At 39.4% G+C, this 16,922-nt stretch carries 19 protein-coding genes and 1 tRNA gene; 17 read left to right on the top strand and 3 right to left on the bottom strand.

The window, feature by feature from the left end; genetic code table 11:
• The first annotated feature begins 14 nt into the window (after nt 1-14).
• Both CVS84_RS03405 and CVS84_RS03400 read left to right on the top strand, forming a co-directional pair.
• Entirely contained in the window at nt 15-515 is a 501-nt protein-coding gene (locus CVS84_RS03405; RefSeq protein WP_107691161.1) for a PAS domain-containing protein, read from the top strand.
• Nucleotides 516-517: 2 nt separating this feature from the next.
• Complete coding sequence (locus CVS84_RS03400; RefSeq protein ID WP_107691160.1) at nt 518-1,777, top strand: methyl-accepting chemotaxis protein; 1,260 nt, start codon at nt 518-520, stop codon at nt 1,775-1,777.
• A 9-nt stretch (nt 1,778-1,786) separates the two neighbouring features.
• Here the strand turns inward: CVS84_RS03400 and CVS84_RS03395 are convergent, their stop codons facing one another.
• The 3 genes from CVS84_RS03395 to CVS84_RS03385 form a co-directional block, all read right to left on the bottom strand.
• Nucleotides 1,787-2,281 carry a SixA phosphatase family protein gene (locus CVS84_RS03395; protein WP_107691159.1) on the bottom strand — a complete coding sequence of 165 codons (495 nt, stop codon included), beginning with the start codon at nt 2,279-2,281 and terminating at the stop codon, nt 1,787-1,789.
• Nucleotides 2,281-3,090, bottom strand: a complete 810-nt coding sequence (locus CVS84_RS03390; protein ID WP_107691158.1) for a ferritin-like domain-containing protein — start codon at nt 3,088-3,090, stop codon at nt 2,281-2,283. The genes CVS84_RS03395 and CVS84_RS03390 overlap by 1 nt, the downstream gene beginning before the upstream one ends.
• Nucleotides 3,091-3,198: 108 nt before the next feature.
• Complete coding sequence (locus tag CVS84_RS03385; RefSeq protein ID WP_072594208.1) at nt 3,199-3,879, bottom strand: NlpC/P60 family protein; 681 nt, start codon at nt 3,877-3,879, stop codon at nt 3,199-3,201.
• A gap of 139 nt (nt 3,880-4,018) precedes the next feature.
• Between CVS84_RS03385 and murA the strand changes: the two genes are divergently transcribed.
• The 15 genes from murA to CVS84_RS03310 all read left to right on the top strand — a co-directional run bounded on the left by murA (nt 4,019) and on the right by CVS84_RS03310 (nt 16,912).
• The gene (gene murA, locus CVS84_RS03380) at nt 4,019-5,287 is read left to right on the top strand and encodes a UDP-N-acetylglucosamine 1-carboxyvinyltransferase (protein ID WP_107691157.1); all 1,269 of its coding nucleotides are present in this window, start codon (nt 4,019-4,021) and stop codon (nt 5,285-5,287) included.
• Nucleotides 5,288-5,289: 2 nt separating this feature from the next.
• A complete protein-coding gene (locus CVS84_RS03375; protein WP_107691156.1) occupies nt 5,290-6,450 on the top strand; it encodes a molybdopterin molybdotransferase MoeA in 1,161 nt (386 codons plus the stop codon).
• A gap of 51 nt (nt 6,451-6,501) precedes the next feature.
• Nucleotides 6,502-6,576 (top strand) — tRNA-Gly (locus tag CVS84_RS03370).
• 65 nt (nt 6,577-6,641) lie between these two features.
• A complete protein-coding gene (gene flgA, locus CVS84_RS03365) occupies nt 6,642-7,448 on the top strand; it encodes a flagellar basal body P-ring formation chaperone FlgA (protein ID WP_107691155.1) in 807 nt (268 codons plus the stop codon).
• Nucleotides 7,445-7,996 (top strand): UbiX family flavin prenyltransferase, encoded by a 552-nt coding sequence (locus CVS84_RS03360; protein ID WP_107691154.1) that lies wholly within the window; start codon nt 7,445-7,447, stop codon nt 7,994-7,996. Before flgA ends, CVS84_RS03360 begins: the two co-directional genes overlap by 4 nt.
• A complete protein-coding gene (gene coaD / locus CVS84_RS03355) occupies nt 7,993-8,463 on the top strand; it encodes a pantetheine-phosphate adenylyltransferase (protein WP_107691153.1) in 471 nt (156 codons plus the stop codon). Before CVS84_RS03360 ends, coaD begins: the two co-directional genes overlap by 4 nt.
• Nucleotide 8,464: 1 nt before the next feature.
• Nucleotides 8,465-9,052, top strand: a complete 588-nt coding sequence (gene tmk, locus CVS84_RS03350; protein WP_107691152.1) for a dTMP kinase — start codon at nt 8,465-8,467, stop codon at nt 9,050-9,052.
• A 29-nt stretch (nt 9,053-9,081) separates the two neighbouring features.
• Entirely contained in the window at nt 9,082-10,308 is a 1,227-nt protein-coding gene (hisS, locus tag CVS84_RS03345; protein WP_107691151.1) for a histidine--tRNA ligase, read from the top strand.
• Entirely contained in the window at nt 10,305-12,140 is a 1,836-nt protein-coding gene (gene speA / locus CVS84_RS03340; RefSeq protein ID WP_084041350.1) for a biosynthetic arginine decarboxylase, read from the top strand. Before hisS ends, speA begins: the two co-directional genes overlap by 4 nt.
• An 11-nt stretch (nt 12,141-12,151) precedes the next feature.
• Nucleotides 12,152-13,330, top strand: coding sequence for a pyridoxal phosphate-dependent aminotransferase (locus tag CVS84_RS03335; protein WP_107691150.1), 1,179 nt, complete (start codon nt 12,152-12,154; stop codon nt 13,328-13,330).
• Nucleotides 13,330-13,533 (top strand): sulfur carrier protein ThiS, encoded by a 204-nt coding sequence (gene thiS / locus CVS84_RS03330; protein WP_107691149.1) that lies wholly within the window; start codon nt 13,330-13,332, stop codon nt 13,531-13,533. Before CVS84_RS03335 ends, thiS begins: the two co-directional genes overlap by 1 nt.
• A gap of 7 nt (nt 13,534-13,540) precedes the next feature.
• Nucleotides 13,541-14,392 carry a sulfur carrier protein ThiS adenylyltransferase ThiF gene (gene thiF, locus CVS84_RS03325; protein WP_107691148.1) on the top strand — a complete coding sequence of 284 codons (852 nt, stop codon included), beginning with the start codon at nt 13,541-13,543 and terminating at the stop codon, nt 14,390-14,392.
• Complete coding sequence (locus CVS84_RS03320; protein ID WP_107691147.1) at nt 14,393-15,157, top strand: thiazole synthase; 765 nt, start codon at nt 14,393-14,395, stop codon at nt 15,155-15,157.
• Entirely contained in the window at nt 15,157-16,311 is a 1,155-nt protein-coding gene (gene thiH, locus CVS84_RS03315) for a 2-iminoacetate synthase ThiH (protein ID WP_107691146.1), read from the top strand. Before CVS84_RS03320 ends, thiH begins: the two co-directional genes overlap by 1 nt.
• Nucleotides 16,304-16,912: a thiamine phosphate synthase gene (locus CVS84_RS03310; RefSeq protein ID WP_107691145.1), complete on the top strand. Its 609-nt coding sequence runs from the start codon at nt 16,304-16,306 to the stop codon at nt 16,910-16,912. Before thiH ends, CVS84_RS03310 begins: the two co-directional genes overlap by 8 nt.
• Nucleotides 16,913-16,922 lie beyond the last annotated feature (10 nt).

The following is a 16,922-nucleotide window of genomic DNA, read 5'->3' as shown; positions in this document are numbered from 1 at the left end:
TTTAAAGGAGTAAAATGCCTATAGAAAGAGAATATGGCGTTGATGAGAACGCATTTTTAGTTTCAAAAACGGATACAAAAGGAAGGATCACTTATTGCAACGAGCCTTTTTTAAATATCGTAGGAGTAAAACAAGGTGATCTCTTGGGAAAACCGCACAATATAATAAGACACACTGATATGCCAAGAGTTATTTTCAAGCTACTTTGGGAACGCATACAAAATAAAGAGGAAATTTTTGCCTTTATTAAAAATAAAACTCTCAATGGTGGATTTTACTGGGTATTTGGCAACATCACAGCTTCGCTTGATCAGCAAGATAATATCGTTGGCTACTATTCTGTTAGACGTAAGCCAAATGCAAAAGCGATAGAAACCATAAAACCACTTTATGCAAAATTACTTGAGCTAGAACGAGATGGCGGTATTGAAGCGTCTAAAAAATATTTATTTAAATTTTTGGAAGAAAAATCAACAAGCTATGATGAATTTATAAACAACTTACAAAGGTTCTAGATATGTTTAAGAAAAAATCAAATGCAATAAATGAGATTTTAAATGTTGTCAAATCGGCAAGAAATGGCATACTAGAGCCTCGCATTGTAAATGTTGGAGAAAAGGACGAGATGTATGAAGTCGCCCTTGGCATAAATGATCTATTAGATCAGGTTGAGGCGCTTCAACGTGAAATTTCAACCTCAGTCCAAGCTGCACAAAACTCAAAAACATATAGAAATATATTTGTAGAAGGGTTTAGGGGTTTATTTAAACGAAATGCCATATCTATGAGCAAGGGTGTCACAGGCATAAAAGACGGCCAAAAAAGCAAGGTTAGAGGTCTTCTATCAAGCGAGCTTGACAAACTTGGAAACGGTATAAATGGTATAAATTATGTAAGAGATGATCTAAATGAAAGTATCAAAAATTTAAGCCAAACAGCAACAGATGCTAGACAAACTGCACAAATAGCAAAAGAAAATATGTCAAATATCGTCGAGCTTAGTCAAAACATGGGAGAGCTTGATGGTCTAGTACAAAGCTGCTCGAATGCTACTGGCATGCTAAGCACTAGGGCTTCTGAAATAAGCTCTGTTTTAAATTTAATAAAAGATATTGCCGATCAGACAAATCTACTTGCTCTTAATGCTGCCATTGAAGCTGCTCGCGCAGGAGAGCATGGACGTGGTTTTGCGGTAGTCGCTGATGAAGTAAGAAAGCTAGCTGAAAACACACAAAAAGCCGCAAGCGACATAGAAGTCAATATAAAAACACTTCAGCAAGAGGTAAATGATATTGATGAAAATTCTAAAAAAATCGATGAAATTTCTAAACTAACAACACAAAATGTAGAAAATTTCAAAAAGGTATTGAGCGAGTTTAATGCAAACGCACAAAATACCGCTCAAACATCAAAATATGTCGAAAATAAAACCTTTGCCATAATCGCAAAAATTTCGCAAATTGTCTACAAAACTAAAGTGTACTCTGACCTTATAAACGAGCAAGGATACAGCGAGGAAATACGTGATTTAGCGCAAAGTCTGCTAGATTGGTATGAGAACGAGAGTATAAGCGAACACAAGCAAAATAAAAATTTTGATAAGTCAAAAGAACTTACAACGTCGCTAAATAATGAAATCAAACTCTTGCTCGAGAAGTCAGCCTCTGGCTATAATGAACAAAATTTAAATTATTTTGTTGATAAGTCTAAAAAAATAGAAGATCTAAGCGAGCAAATTTTTACTTCATATAACGAAATTTTTAAAGATAAAAACTAAAGTGTTAAATTATCTTTGATGTTTTTTGGGGTGGTCAAAAAATAATGCTTTTGTGCCGCCCTCTTTCAACTCACTAAATTTACATCCAAACTCAACGCAAAATATTCCAGAAGTTGGGATATTATCTATTGACGAATCGCTTAAATACTCACAAATTTCAGTTATACTTGGATTGTGCGTGATGATAAAAATTTCATCCAAACTCTCATTTATATTTTTAACAAATTTTAAAAGATCTTCAAAACTTATATCATAAAGCTCATCTATAAGATTGATCTCTTCTTTAAATTTTAAAGTTTTAGCAATAATCTTTGCTGTTTGCTCGCACCTTTTAGCACTGCTTGAAAAGATGACTCCTGGCATCACATCATACATTTTTAGCCTATTTGCCATAAATTTAGCGTCCTCTTTGCCTTTTTGACTAAGCTCTCTTAAGGCATCTTTTGCTCCATCCTTATTCTCATCAACCGCTTTTGAATGTCTTATGAAATAAATTTTACTCACTATCTCTCCTTTGAGAAATTCTTTATCAAGCAAAGCTCTTTTTTACTAAATCCAGCTTTTAAGCGATCTTGCTCATTGATCTCTCTAACATTTTTAAATGAATTTGGATACAAACTTAAGATAATGTCAAAGTAGCTATTTTCATCAATGCCCTCTTTTTTACAAGCAAATTTAAACCACTTATCGCCTTTATAAACATGAGAGACTTCCTCCTTCAAGATTACTTTTAGGCACTCTATCAGCTCTTCATTTCCACCTTCACCTTCAAGCCTTTTTATAATATGAGCATTTGCATCAAGCCCATTTGCCTCCATATATCTTGGCAGTAGCGCCATACGACTAGTTAGACTACTTGAAGTCTTTTGGAGTGCGATAAAAAGCCCATCATGCACACTTAGCTCGCCGTATCTACCGCCACACTTTAAGAGCAAATTTTCTATCATACAAAAGTGTCTGATCTCATCTTCAGCTACTTCTAGCCAGTCTTCATAAAATTCTCTTGGCAAATTTCTAAATCTATAACAAGCATCAAGCGCGATGTCAATAGCACTAAATTCAATATGAGCTACCGAATGGATAAAATTTAAATTTTTATCCTTTGGCTTTACTTTTTTGTTTAGCTCTTTCATGCTAACTACTTCACAAAATTTTGCGTAGCTTGGCGTTATTAGCTCGTTTGGTTTAGAGCTTTCGTAAAAATTTATATTAAAATCTCGTTTAAATTTCTCATAAAATAGCTCAAATTTTAAAAATTTAAGCCCAATCTCGTCTTCATTTAAAATTTCCCAAATTTCATCAAAAAAATTCATATTTTCTCTTTATTTAAATCTGTATTTACGAGTGTAAATTTATATAAATAATGCTTAAAATTTGAGCCTAGTATTTGTTTTAAAAGGTTTTTAGTAAAAATTTCTGATTTATTTTGCTTTGCCATATCCAGCAAATCTATTTGCTGCCAAGCAACTTGAGTTTGAACATCTTACAAGGTAGCTATTTATCTCTTGATTTCCTTTTAGATGCACATTTTTTTGTTTTAGATTCATATAGCTATGAATTATCTTTCCGCCAGAATTATGTATAAATTTTACTGTCTCATCGCCAAGTACAGCAGTAACTATGCCAACATGAGTGATATTTTTCTTATCTTTATTTTTTTGAACACCCTTGCCAAGAGTATTTGAAAAAAATACAAGATCACCTATTTTTGGATTTTTATGAGTAATTAAATTTTTACTTTCATAAAAATTATAGATCGCTTTTGACTTTCTACCGCCATTATCGTAGTAGCGATTTATTGTCTTTTCATCAAAATACATATTTTGATACTTTGCATTTACGATAGAAACAAATCCTGAGCAATCGCCGCCCGCTCTTGTATTTAGGTATTTTTTAAAAAAAGAACCAAATTTTTTATCTTCTCTATCATTATCTTCATCTATGATTTCACCAATCATTTGCTCACTAAAATCAACACTTGAAGTTACGGTTTGATTTGTTTCATTTTGCGGAGTTGTCGGTTGATTAGAGGTAAAAGAACAACCTGTAAAAAATATAATGCTAAGTATAAAAAAGATTTTTTTATTTATTGAATTTGACATATTTATATCCAAAATTTTAGTGTTTGCAATTTTAACTTTTAAACGTAAATGAACCGGAAATAGTGCTTTGCTTTCTTTATTCTAAGTTAAAAAGCAATATAATATCGGCAAAAAACATATTTTCTTAAGGCAAAAAACAATGATGCACTATTTAAAGATAAAAGGAAATGCCAAATTAAGTGGCGAAGTAAAAATAAGCGGTGCTAAAAATGCTGCTCTACCGATCATCGCCCTAACCTTACTTGCAAAAAAAAGTGTAAATTTAACAAATATCCCAAATGTCGCTGATATAAAAACGCTTTGCCAACTGCTAACTAATCTAGGAGCAAAGTGCGAATTTAAAGATAAAAACTCACTAAGCATAGACACAAGCAGTGTAAGCTCAACAACTGCAAACTATGACATCGTTAGAAAGATGAGAGCATCAATCTTAACGCTTGGACCGCTTCTTACACGTTTTGGCCACTGCGAAGTGAGCCTTCCTGGAGGATGTGCGATCGGACAAAGACCTATTGATCTGCATCTAAATGCACTCGAAAAAATGGGAGCAAATATCGAAATAAAGCAAGGCTATGTCGTCGCAACAGCACCAAATGGACTAAAAGGTGCAAAGATCGTTTTTGATAAGATCACTGTAACTGGTAGCGAAAACATCATCATGGCAGCAGCCCTAGCTCACGGCACGACAGAGCTTTTTAACGTAGCACTTGAGCCTGAAGTGGTGCAAATTTGTGAAATTTTGGCTAAGAGTGGCGTTAAAATAGAAGGCATCGGCACAAGCGAGCTAAAGATAACTGGAAGTGGCCAAAAATTGCTTGAAATTTGCGATATTGAAGTAATTCCTGATAGGATCGAAGCTGGCACTTACCTTTGTGCTGGAGCTATAACAAATAGCAAAATTTCAGTCACAAAGGCAAATGCAGCCCATATGACAGCCATTTTAAATAAATTTGAAGAGATGGGCTTTGGTATCGAAGTAGACGGCGATAAGATCACGATATTGCCAGCAAAAGAGATAAAACCAGTGGAGATAAGAACCACCGAGTATCCGGGCTTTCCAACAGATATGCAAGCTCAATTTATGGCGCTTTGCCTTGCGGCAAATGGCGTTAGCACGATAGATGAGAGGCTTTTTGAAAACCGCTTTATGCACGTTAGTGAACTTGCTAGAATGGGAGCGGATATTAAATTAAATGGGCATATCGCAAGTGTTTATGCACCAGCTAAGCTAAACGCAGCCGATGTAATGGCAACAGATCTTAGAGCAAGCTCAGCGCTGATACTAGCTGCTCTTATAGCAAATGGCGAAAGCTTGGTACATAGAATTTATCACCTTGATAGAGGATATGAAAATTTAGAAGAGAAATTTCAAGGCCTTGGTGCAAATATTACTAGGCTTGAGGAGTAAAAATGCTACTAAATGATGCATTAGATGCGCTTAAATCTAAATTCAAATTAAAAACAGATAGTGAAATTTTACCTATCAGCATGGCTCTTGGTAAAACATTGGCAAATGATGTAGTGGCGGTAAAAGACTTGCCTTGCTTTGACAACTCAGCACTTGATGGATTTGCGGTCAAATTTGATGAAAAAGATAAACCTTATAAGATCATCGCAAGCGCCTTTGCAGGCGACAAAGAGCAGCTAAGCATCGGCAAAAATGAGTGCGTGAAGATAATGACAGGTGCTAAGATGCCAAAGGGTGCTGACACGGTCATGAGGTTTGAAGACTGCATCGTTGAGGGCGAGTTTGTAAAAGCGCCAGAGAAGCTTAAAAAAGGTGATGCCTACCGCTTTAAAGGCGAAGAGGCGAAAATAGGCGAAATTCTCCTAAAAAGTGGTGATATTTTAAATACAAGAAGCGTGATGATGTTAGCGGCTCAGGGCATAAGCTTTATAGATGTAAAAAAGCAGCCAAGCATTGCAGTTTACTCAAGCGGAAATGAGATCATCGAGCCTTGGCAAAGAGCGAGCGAGGATGAAATTTACAACGCAAATGCCTTTGGCATCACCGCACTTTTAAGCTCCATAGGTCAAAAAAGCTCATATCTTGGCATTATAAAAGATGAGCTAAGCGCCGTAAAACAGGCGTTTTTAAATGCTGCAAATTACGACATTATTATCTGCTCTGGTGGGGCAAGCGCTGGTGAGGCTGATTTTATGAAAATAGTTCTAAGCGAGCTTGGATACAATGAAATTTTTTCGCATATTGATATAAGACCTGGCAAACCCTGCAAGGCTTATGAAAAAGATGGCAATCTTGTCTTTGTGCTCCCTGGAAATCCAATGGCTGCATATCTATGCCTAATGATGCTTGTTTTACCACTTTTAAAAGACGAATGTTTTGTGACGCAAAAAGCAGTAAATGGTGAAAATTTAAAGGTAAAATCTGGCAGAGCAAATGCGGTATTTGGCAATGTAACTGATGGTAAATTTATAGCAACTGACGGCGGAAAATATGGCTCAGGCATGATAAAACATATCTTAAAGAGTGATTTTGTGTTGATAACTAGCCCAGATCAAAGCGAAATTTTACAAAATAGTGAAATTTCTCTTATAAAACTTCCATAAAATCTTGACAAATGAAAAACAATCTGATAGAATGCGGACTTCATTTTGACTGCGGGAATAGCTCAGGGGTAGAGCACAACCTTGCCAAGGTTGGGGTCGCGAGTTCGAATCTCGTTTCCCGCTCCATCTTTTTTATACTCATTTTTTTACTTTCCACAAAACTTTTTGCAAATGAAGTCAGCATTTATCCAATGTATTGCGTTCTAAATGATCAAATTTCACTTAGTACTTTTGGCTTTGATGGCGAAGACAATGAAATTTTAAACTTAGAGGGCAAAAGAGCAGCCAAGATAGATAGCAAAAAGCTCTATGAAATTTTAACAGCAAATTTTAAAACATATAATGACAAAAGCGGTGGAAGCGTTGCTTTTGTAAAAAACTGCTCTATTATGGATGAGATTCAAATGCAATTTTTAAGATCAATTAGTGATGAATATCCTGGTATCAGCATAAGTGATCTTAGTATTAGTCCACAAAATAAACTTCCAGCAAATTTTAAAGAGCTCGTCCTAAAAAATATATTTTTAGGTGATCAAAATAGTCAAAAAGGTACATTTAGAGCTTCATTTGAGGATATTGATCTGAGTCTAAAAAGTATCTATTTTAAATTTAGTTTTAATGCTAAAATGCCAGCCTTCATAGCAATAAATTCAATGAATACAAACCACATTTTAAGCCTGCTTGACTATCAGCCAACAATGATTGAGTTTGGCAAATGGCCAAAAGATGCACTTTCTAGCTCAAATAGCTTGGCTCTTATAACAAAAGTGCAGATAAAAAGCGGTGAAATTTTAACCAAGCGTCAGTTTAACGCCATAAGCTTAGTCAAAAAAGGTCAAATGCTAAATGCGGTTTTAAGCGAGGATGGAGTTAAAATAATTGCTGAGGTAAAGGCTCTTGAGGATGGAAATTTAGGTGATATGATAAAGATAAGAACAAAAGATAATAAAATTTTACAGGCCACAGTTTCAGGTAAAGATGAGGCAGTGATAAGATGAAAAAGATAGTTTTTGCAGCTACCGGAGCAAGCGGAGCTGGGCTTTTTCTAAAGCTAATAAATGCCGCCAAAGATAGTTGCGATACGCACGTCATAGTTAGTAAAAATGCCATGAAGGTTTTGGAGGCTGAGGAAAATTTGAAGCTAAATTTAGATGATCTTGGCGTGAAAATTTATGATGATCAAGACCTTAGCGCAGGCCCAGCTTCTGGCTCGTTTGGCACGGATGCGATGATCATAGCGCCCTGCTCTACCAACACGCTAGCAAAAGTTGCAAACGGCATAAGCGACACGCTCATCACAAGAGCCGCAAGTGTCGCACTAAAGGAGAGACAAACCTTAGTTTTAGGCGTTAGAGAGATGCCATTTTCTGCGATCGCACTTTCTCAGATGCAGCTGCTCTCATCTCTTGGGGCCATCATCGCGCCCCCAGTTTTAGGCTACTACGCAGGCATAAAGAGCCTTCTTGATATGGAAAATTTCATCATCGGCAAGTGGCTTGATGCCTTAAAAATCGAAAATAATCTTTACAAAAGGTGGCAAATTTGAAAAAATCTTGCATCTATCCAGGGACCTTTGATCCCATCACAAACGGCCATTTAGATGTTATCATAAGGGCTACAAAAATTTTTGACAAAGTGATCGTCGCAGTCGCAAAAAGTGACAGCAAACAGCCGATGTTCGCACACGAAAAGCGTATAGAAATGGCAAAAGAGGCAGTGTGCGAGCTAAAAAACGTAAGCGTTCTTGGCTTTAATAACTTGCTTGTTGATTTTGCTAAATCACACAGCATAAACACCGTCATCAGGGGACTTCGCGCGGTTAGTGACTTTGAGTATGAGCTACAAATCGGTTACGCAAATGCTGCACTTTGGGACGAATTTGAGACGGTTTATCTTATGCCAAGCTTAAATAACGCCTTCATCTCAAGCTCGATCGTCCGCTCAGTCTTACGCCACGACGGCGACGTGAGCAACCTAGTGCCAGCAAAAATTCTTAAAAATTTAAAGGCGTAAAATGTATGTTTTGTTTGAAGGCATTGACGGCGTTGGCAAGAGCACACAGATAGAAATTTTAGCTTCTAAATTTAGTGATGCCATCGTCACAAAAGAGCCTGGTGGCACGCAGCTTGGTGAAAATTTACGTGAAATTTTACTAAGCTCAAGCATAAAAATAGGCAAAAGGGCTGAAATTTTACTCTTTTTAGCTGACAGGGCTGAGCATTTTGAAAAGCTGGTTGCTCCAAATTTAGGCAAACTGATTTTAAGCGATAGAGGCTTTATCTCAGGCATCGCCTACGCTTTAGCAAATGATGAAAACTTAGATGAAAGCGTGCTTTTAGAGCTTAATAAATTTGCACTAAATGATAAATTTGCAGACAAGATCATCTTTTTTGAAGCAAGTGCTGAGCTAATAAGCACGCGCTTAAAAGCAAGAGGCACAAGCGATAAGATCGAAGCTCGCGGACTAGAGTATCTTTTAAAAGTGCAAAGCCTAATGAAGAAAATTCTTATCAAAAATGGCTTTAAAACGCTTTTTATAGACGCGTCTAAAAGCATAGAGCTAATTTCAAAAGAGATAGAAAATTTTATAAATTTTAAGTAAAATCACAAAAAAATAAAAAGGATAATGCGATGATAACGGCACTTCGTGGCATGAAAGATATGCTTCCAGCTCGCGCAAAACTTTACGCACAGATAATAAAAACCTGCGAGGAAGTCGCAAAAAACTACGGATATGAGCAAATTTTGACCCCGCACCTCGAGGAGACGGCGCTTTTTAAAAGAAGTGTCGGCGAGAGCAGTGACATCGTGGGCAAAGAGATGTATCAGTTTGAAGACAAAGGCGGCAACGACGTTTGCTTGCGTCCTGAGGGCACAGCTGGCGTGGTTAGAGCGTTTATCGAGGCAAAACTTGACAGGGCAAATGTGACAAAACGCTGTTTTTATCACGGCTCGATGTTTCGCTACGAGCGCCCACAAAAAGGCCGTTTAAGAGAGTTTCACCAGTTTGGCTGCGAGTGCTTTGGCGAGGGCAGTGTTTACGAGGATGCGAGCATTATTTTGATGGTGAGCGAAATTTTTAACAGGCTAAATATCAAAACAACCCTAAAGATAAACTCGCTTGGCGACGAGAGCTCGATGAAGTCTTACAAAGAAAAGCTTGTCAAATTTCTAAATGAAAACGACGATAAGATTTGCGAGGACTGCAAAAGACGCAAACTTTTAAACCCTATCCGAGTGCTTGACTGCAAGGTCGAGAGCTGCCAAGAAATTTACAAAAACGCTCCAGTTATCACTGATAGCCTAAGCGATGAAGCGCAGGCTGATTTTGCAAAACTGCAAGAAATTTTAACGGCAAATGGTGTTAAATTTGAGATAGACACTAAGCTTGTTCGTGGGCTAGACTACTACTGCAAGACGGCGTTTGAGTTTATTAGCAATGAGATCGGCTCACAAAGTGCAGTAGCAGGTGGTGGCAGATACGACAGGCTTGTAGAGTACCTTGGCGGTAGAGCAAGTTATGGCGTTGGATTTGCGATGGGCGTTGAGAGGATAATGGAAATTTTAGGTGAAGCTGAGGATGAGCGAGCTGGAGTTTATCTTTGCGCGCTTGATGCGACGAATTTAGACTTTGTCTATGCGCTTGGCTCAAAGCTTCGCAAAAAATATCAGGTTGAAATTTCATATGAAGCTAAAAAGCTTCAAAAACATCTGCAAAATGCCGACTCTAAAAAGGCAAAAATTTTCCTTTGTGTGGGTGAAAATGAGATGAAAGAGAATAAAATTTGGTATAAAAATTTAGAAACCAAAGATGAAAAAACGATAAATTTAGATGAGCTTGAAAAGGAGCTGGGATGAATGATTTTGGACTTAGCATTTGGGGCAATTCAAATTTTGTTATAGAAGATGGCAAAGTCTGTATAAATGCAGCCAGCAAACCAGCGATCATCGACATCGTAAAAGAGATAAGAGACGACGGATATAGAGGGCCGCTACTGCTTCGCTTTCCACACCTTATCCAAAAGCAGATTGAGCAGATCCACGCAAGCTTTGCGAAAGCAAAGAAAGAATTTGCCTACAAAGGCAGCTTTAATGCCGTATTTCCACTTAAAGTGAATCAATATCCTGGCTTTGTAAAAAATTTAGTGCGCCTTGGCAAACCCTACAACTACGGCCTTGAAGCTGGCAGTAAGGCTGAGCTACTTTTAACTATGGCCTACAATAACGAAAAAGCTCCCATAACCGTAAATGGCTTTAAAGATAAAGAGATGATAAATATAGGCTTTATCGCCGCTGAAATGGGGCACAACATCACGCTAACGATCGAGGGCTTAAATGAGCTTGAAGCGATAATTGCCATCGCAAAAGAGCGCTTTAAACCAAAACCAAAAATCGGACTTAGAGTGAGACTGCACTCGACAGGATCGGGTCTTTGGGCAAAGAGTGGCGGCATACACTCTAAATTTGGCCTAACATCAACAGAGCTAATAGAAGCTGTAAAGATGCTAAAAAAAGCAAATTTACTTGAAAACTTCACAATGATACACTTTCACATCGGCTCTCAAATAAGCGAGATCCACCCGCTCAAAAAAGCACTCATCGAGGCTGGCAACATCTACGCTGAGCTTAGAAAAATGGGTGCCTCAAATTTAAAAGCTATAAATTTAGGCGGCGGTCTAGCGATTGAATACTCGCAGTTTAAAGAGGAGAGCAGCAGAAACTATACGCTAAACGAATACGCAAACGACGTTGTTTATATGCTTAAAACCATAAGCGAGCAAAAAAAGGAGATCGAGCCAGATATTTTCATAGAGTCAGGTCGCTATATCGCCGCTTCTCACGCGCTTTTGGTCGCTCCTGTGCTTGAGCTATTTTCCCAAGAATACACCGAAGAGAAGCTAAATTTAAAGAAAAACAATCCAAATTTAATAACCGAGCTAGTTGATCTTTATAAATCAATCAAACCTTCAAACGCCCTAGAATACCTGCACGACGCTATCCATCACACAGAGAGCGTTTTAACACTTTTTGACCTTGGATATGTTGATCTTCAAGATAGATCAAATGCCGAGGTGCTTTTAAGGCTCATTAGTAAAAAAGCTGTCGTGATGCTTGGTAACAAGAGTAATTCAAGCGATCTGGCCAAAATTCAAAAAGAGGTTCAAGAGAGATACTTGCTAAATTTCTCAATCTTTCAAAGCTTGCCTGACTTTTGGGGGCTAAAGCAAAATTTCCCTATCATGCCACTTGATAGGCTCGATGAACGCCCTACTCTGCCAGCTTCGATCTGGGATATCACCTGCGATAGCGACGGCGAGATCAGCTATGATGACGAGAAAAACCCACTACTTTTGCACGACGTGGACGTGGAAAAAGAAGATTATTTCTTGGGATTTTTCCTAGTTGGCGCATATCAAGAGGTGATCGGCATGAAACACAACCTCTTCACCCATCCGACAGAGGCCACGATAGAGCTTTCAAATGATGGCTACAAGATCACAAATTTACTTGAGAGCCAGTCTATTTTAGACATTATGGAAGACATGGACTATGATATCTACGAGATCCAAGACACTCTAAACGAGCGCTTAGTGAAATCAACTTTGATAAACGAAACACAAAAGAAGCAAATTTTGGGCGAACTTTATCTATTTTTAAATGATAATAGCTACTTAAAGACAATCAACTAAAAAGGAAAATAATGCAACTAGCAAACAGAATGCAAACATTAAGCGAGTCAATCACAATCGCGATCAGCACAAAAGCCAAAGAGATGAAGGCTGCTGGTATCGATGTGATCTCGCTTTCAGCTGGTGAGCCTGACTTTATGACTCCAAAAAAGATAAGAGAAACTGTAAAAAACGCACTAGATAATGATAGCAAAAGTGGCAAATACACGCCAGTGCCAGGCCTACCTGAGGTGATAGAGGCCATTAGAGCAAAGTTAAAAAGAGATAACGGACTTGATTATAAAGCAAATCAAATCGTCACAAACATCGGTGCAAAGCACTCACTTTTTAATGTATTTCAAGCACTTATCAACCCAGGCGATGAGGTCATCATCCCTTCTCCATACTGGGTGAGCTACCCTGAGATCGTTAAATTTTGTGGCGGCGTGCCTGTCTTTATCGAGGCAAATGAGAGTACAAATTTTAAAATCACAGCCGAGCAGCTAAAAAAAGCGATCACACCAAAAACAAAAGTCTTTTCGCTAAATCACCCGACAAATCCAACTGGAGCTGTATATACAAAAGAGGAGATCGCAGCATTTGGCGAGGTTTTAAAGGGCACTGACATCATCATCACAAGCGATGAAATTTATGAAAAAGTGATCTACGGCAAGAAATTTCACGCAGTAGCCTCGGTAAGCGAGGATCTTTTTAAAAGAACGGTTACTATAAACGGCCTAAGCAAGTGTGGCGCGATGCCTGGCTGGAGATTTGGCTACATAGCAAGCTCGATGGACTGGCTAATTGCTGGCATCAAAAAGCTTCAAAGCCAAAGCACAAGCAACATCAGCTCGATCGTGCAAATAGGCGCTATCCCGTCACTTCTTGGCGAAACCGATGAAGATATCGAAAACATGAGAAAAGAGTATGAAAGAAGACGCAACGTGGCAGTTGAGATGATAAATGCTATCCCTGGGCTAAGCGTAGTTAAGCCTGATGGCGCGTTTTATCTATTTGTAAAATGTAAAGAGGTAGATGGCGACTCACTTAGATTTTGCAAAAAGATGCTTGAAGAAGCGAACGTAGCGACAGTACCAGGTGTAGGCTTTGGCATGGATGGATATTTTAGAATTTCTTTTGCGACAGACATCGAGAGCATAAAAAAAGCGATCGAGAGGATCGCAAATTTTGTAAAAAGCTACAAAATTTAATGATCAAATTTAGTGTAAATGGCAAAATTTTCGAGCTTGAAAACGATATGAGCGTTTATGAATTTTTAGCAAAAAATGGCTATGAGCTTGAATTTATAGCCCTTGAGCGAGACGGAGAAATTTTGCCAAAAAAGCTTTGGCGTGAAAGCTTCATGAGCGAGGGCAAAGCTTATGAGATCGTCACTTTAGTTGGCGGTGGATGAGGAGAAAATGATAGAGATTGTATTAAATGGCGCAAAATTTAAGGTGCCAGTAAAAAGCCTTAGCGAGCTAAAAGAGCTTGCGCTTGGCGATAAAGAGAGTGAAATTTATAAATTTTTAGAGAAATTTAACGCGACAAAGCCTGACATTTTTATCGTTGATGGCTTTGCTATAAAAGAAGATAGCGAGCTAAAAGATGGCTCAAACGTCGTATTTATAAGGCGTGGTGTGATGCCTGAGCGTGAAATTTTACGCTCGATGATCGCCTCACGAAACAGCCCTGAGCTAAATTTAGCCCTAAGTAAAGCAGTGATCGGCGTAGCTGGACTTGGTGGTCTTGGCTCAAATATCGCGCTAAGCCTTGCAAGAGTTGGCGTAAAAAAGCTAGTGCTTGCCGACTTTGACGTCGTTGAGCCAAGCAATCTAAACCGCCAGCAGTATTTCGTCTGCCACATTGGCTTGAAAAAGACGCAGGCACTTAAAGAGCTGATAAATGATGTAAATCCCTTTGTCGAGGTCGAAACTCACGATATATTTTTAGATGAAAAAAACGTGGCTAGCGTCTTTGGTGAGTGCGAAATTTTATGCGAAGCCTTTGACAACGTCGCTGGCAAGGCGATGATACTAAACGAAGCTGGGGCAAGCTTAAAAGATAAAAAGATCATTGGCGCCTCTGGCATGGCTGGATACTTTAGCTCAAATATCATAAAAACCATAAAATTTGCCAAAAATGTCTATCTTTGCGGCGACCTCACAAATGAGGCGAAGATCGGTCAAGGGCTCATGGCGCCACGCGTCGCAGTCTGCGCAAACCACGAGGCAAATTTAGCCATTAGACTACTTATGGGCTTGGAGGCGTAAGTGCAAAGTGGTAGTTTGATCCTTGGCGGCAAGGAGTTTCAAAGCCGCTTTATCCTTGGCTCTGGCAAGTATTCACACGAGCTCATCGACTCAGCCATAAACGAGGCTGGCGCACAGATCCTAACCCTTGCTCTTAGGCGCATAAACGAGAGCAAAGAGCGAAATATACTCGACTTTATCCCAAAAGGCGTGACGCTTTTGCCAAACACAAGTGGCGCTAGGAACGCCAAAGAGGCCATTCGTATCGCCCAGCTCGCACGTGAGCTTGGATGTGGCGAGCTTGTTAAGATAGAGATCATCACTGACTCTAAATTTCTCTTTCCAGACAACGCCGAGACGATAAAAGCGTGCGAAGCATTGGCAAATGACGGCCTTGTGCCGATGCCTTACATGTTTCCGGATCTAAACGCTGCAAGGGCGATGCTAAGTGCGGGAGCAAGTTGCATAATGCCTCTAGCTGCGCCCATTGGCTCAAACCAAGGGCTAGTTTTTAAAGATATCATTGAGATTTTGATAAATGAGCTTGATACGCAGATCATAGTTGATGCAGGCATCGGCAGGCCTTCACAAGCGTGCGAAGCTATGGAGATGGGAGCGGCTGCTATCATGGCAAACACAGCCATCGCCTCATCTAAAAATATACCGCTCATGGCAAGAGCTTTCAAAGAGGCGATCATCGCTGGTCGCAACGCCTATCTAGCAGGCCTTGGCGCAAAGAGCAAAAGCGCAAATGCCTCATCTCCGCTCACTGGATTTTTAGACTGATGAAATTTACAAGAACCGACCACATGCAGCTGTTACCTCACATGCAGGATGTTGGCAGCGACATTATGGATGAGATTTTAAAAGAGCGTGCAAGCTACAAGCCAGAAATTTACAGCGAAGCGGACGTAAAAGCAGCTCTAAATGCAAAGCACTGCTCGCTTGAAAATCTAAAAGCCCTACTTTCACCCGCTGCAGCGCCATTTTTAGAGCCAATCGCCCAGCTAGCTCAAGCAAAAACCAGGGCAAATTTTGGCTCAAACATCACGCTTTTTACCCCGCTTTACATAGCAAACTACTGCGATAACCTATGCGTTTATTGCGGTTTTAACGCTAAAAATAAAATAAAAAGAGCAAAGCTAAGCGACGAGGAGATCACAAGAGAGCTAAGAGAAATTTCAAAGAGCGGCTTAGAAGAAATTTTGATCCTAACTGGCGAGAGCGAGACCAACTCAAGTGTCGCATATATCGCAAACGCCTGCGCTTTGGCAAAGAAATTTTTTAAAATCGTTGGAGTTGAAATTTACCCATTAAACTCAGACGACTACGCCCTACTCCATAAAGGTGGCGCAGACTACGTGACCGTCTTTCAAGAGACCTATAATCCCACAAAATATGAAAAAATTCACCTTGGCGGCAATAAAAGAATTTTCCCTTACCGCATAAATGCGCAGGAGCGAGCGCTACTTGGCGGCATGAGAGGGGTTGGCTTTGCGGCACTTCTTGGCATAGATGACTTTAGGCTTGACGCCTTTGCTACGGCACTTCATGCAAGTTTAGTTCAAAAAAAGTATCCGCACGCCGAGATCGCATTTTCATGCCCAAGGCTTCGCCCTATCATCAACAACGACCGCATCAATCCACGTGATGTGGGCGAGCGCGAGCTTTTGCAAGTGATCTGTGCTTATAGAATTTTTATGCCAACAGCTAGCATAACGATCTCAACCAGAGAAAAGGCTAAATTTCGTGACAACGTCGTAAAGATCGCCACAAATAAGATAAGCGCTGGCGTAAAAGTAAGCATCGGCGCTCACGGCGAAGAGAAAAAGGGCGACGAGCAGTTTGAGATAAGCGACGACAGAAGTGTGGATGAGATCAAGGCTATGATAAAAGCAAACGGATTAGAGCCCTTGATGAGCGAGTATGTCTATGTTTAAAATTCTTTGCGTGGCTGACTTTGAAAGCTATGAGGGCGATGACTTTTTAAAGAGAATTCAGCTACTTTGCAAGGCTGGCGTAGATGAAATTTTGCTTCGTGCAAAGTGGCTAAGCGAGGCTCAATTTTATGATCTTGCTAGGGTTGTGGCTCAAATTTGTGAAAACTACCGCAAGAAATTTATCATTAATCAATTTTTTGACGTAGCTTGCAAGCTAAAGAGCGACTTTTGGCTCACTTCAGCGCAGCTTGACTTTTTTAAAAATCACGGCGTTTTTTTAGATGAATTTAGGAAAACAGCAAAAATTTACGCTCCAGCTCACGACCTAGAGCAGGCTAAAATTTCAACCACAATCGCCGACGTGCTCGTTGCTTCTCATATATTTGCCACCTCTTGCAAGGCTGGCTTAGAGCCAAAAGGGCTAAATTTCATAAGCGAGCTAAAAAGCTTTGATAAAGAAATTTACGCACTTGGCGGACTAGATAGTAAAAACTACAAAGAGGCCATTAAAGCAGGTGCTAGTGGCATTTGTTTTATGAGCTTAGCAATGAATGGCAATCTGGAGCTTGTAAAAAAGATAGCAGAGAGCAAAAACTGCTAAATTTAGTTTA

The organism is Campylobacter concisus, from assembly GCF_003048575.1.
GTDB classification, from domain to species: Bacteria; Campylobacterota; Campylobacteria; order Campylobacterales; family Campylobacteraceae; genus Campylobacter_A; species Campylobacter_A concisus_U.
The sequence above is the reverse complement of the archived record's forward strand: the minus strand, read 5'-3'. Positions and strand labels throughout refer to the sequence as shown.

Coding starts and splice junctions, on each gene's coding strand:
- thiF (WP_107691148.1), top strand. CDS start 13,541: ATGATAGAGATTGTATTAAATGGCGCAAAATTTAAGGTGCCAGTAAAA.
- CVS84_RS03400 (WP_107691160.1), top strand. CDS start 518: ATGTTTAAGAAAAAATCAAATGCAATAAATGAGATTTTAAATGTTGTC.
- CVS84_RS03385 (WP_072594208.1), bottom strand. CDS start 3,879: ATGTCAAATTCAATAAATAAAAAAATCTTTTTTATACTTAGCATTATA.
- hisS (WP_107691151.1), top strand. CDS start 9,082: ATGATAACGGCACTTCGTGGCATGAAAGATATGCTTCCAGCTCGCGCA.
- CVS84_RS03335 (WP_107691150.1), top strand. CDS start 12,152: ATGCAACTAGCAAACAGAATGCAAACATTAAGCGAGTCAATCACAATC.
- tmk (WP_107691152.1), top strand. CDS start 8,465: ATGTATGTTTTGTTTGAAGGCATTGACGGCGTTGGCAAGAGCACACAG.
- speA (WP_084041350.1), top strand. CDS start 10,305: ATGAATGATTTTGGACTTAGCATTTGGGGCAATTCAAATTTTGTTATA.
- CVS84_RS03390 (WP_107691158.1), bottom strand. CDS start 3,090: ATGAATTTTTTTGATGAAATTTGGGAAATTTTAAATGAAGACGAGATT.
- flgA (WP_107691155.1), top strand. CDS start 6,642: ATGTATTGCGTTCTAAATGATCAAATTTCACTTAGTACTTTTGGCTTT.
- CVS84_RS03360 (WP_107691154.1), top strand. CDS start 7,445: ATGAAAAAGATAGTTTTTGCAGCTACCGGAGCAAGCGGAGCTGGGCTT.
- murA (WP_107691157.1), top strand. CDS start 4,019: ATGATGCACTATTTAAAGATAAAAGGAAATGCCAAATTAAGTGGCGAA.
- CVS84_RS03375 (WP_107691156.1), top strand. CDS start 5,290: ATGCTACTAAATGATGCATTAGATGCGCTTAAATCTAAATTCAAATTA.
- CVS84_RS03405 (WP_107691161.1), top strand. CDS start 15: ATGCCTATAGAAAGAGAATATGGCGTTGATGAGAACGCATTTTTAGTT.
- thiS (WP_107691149.1), top strand. CDS start 13,330: ATGATCAAATTTAGTGTAAATGGCAAAATTTTCGAGCTTGAAAACGAT.
- CVS84_RS03310 (WP_107691145.1), top strand. CDS start 16,304: ATGTTTAAAATTCTTTGCGTGGCTGACTTTGAAAGCTATGAGGGCGAT.
- thiH (WP_107691146.1), top strand. CDS start 15,157: ATGAAATTTACAAGAACCGACCACATGCAGCTGTTACCTCACATGCAG.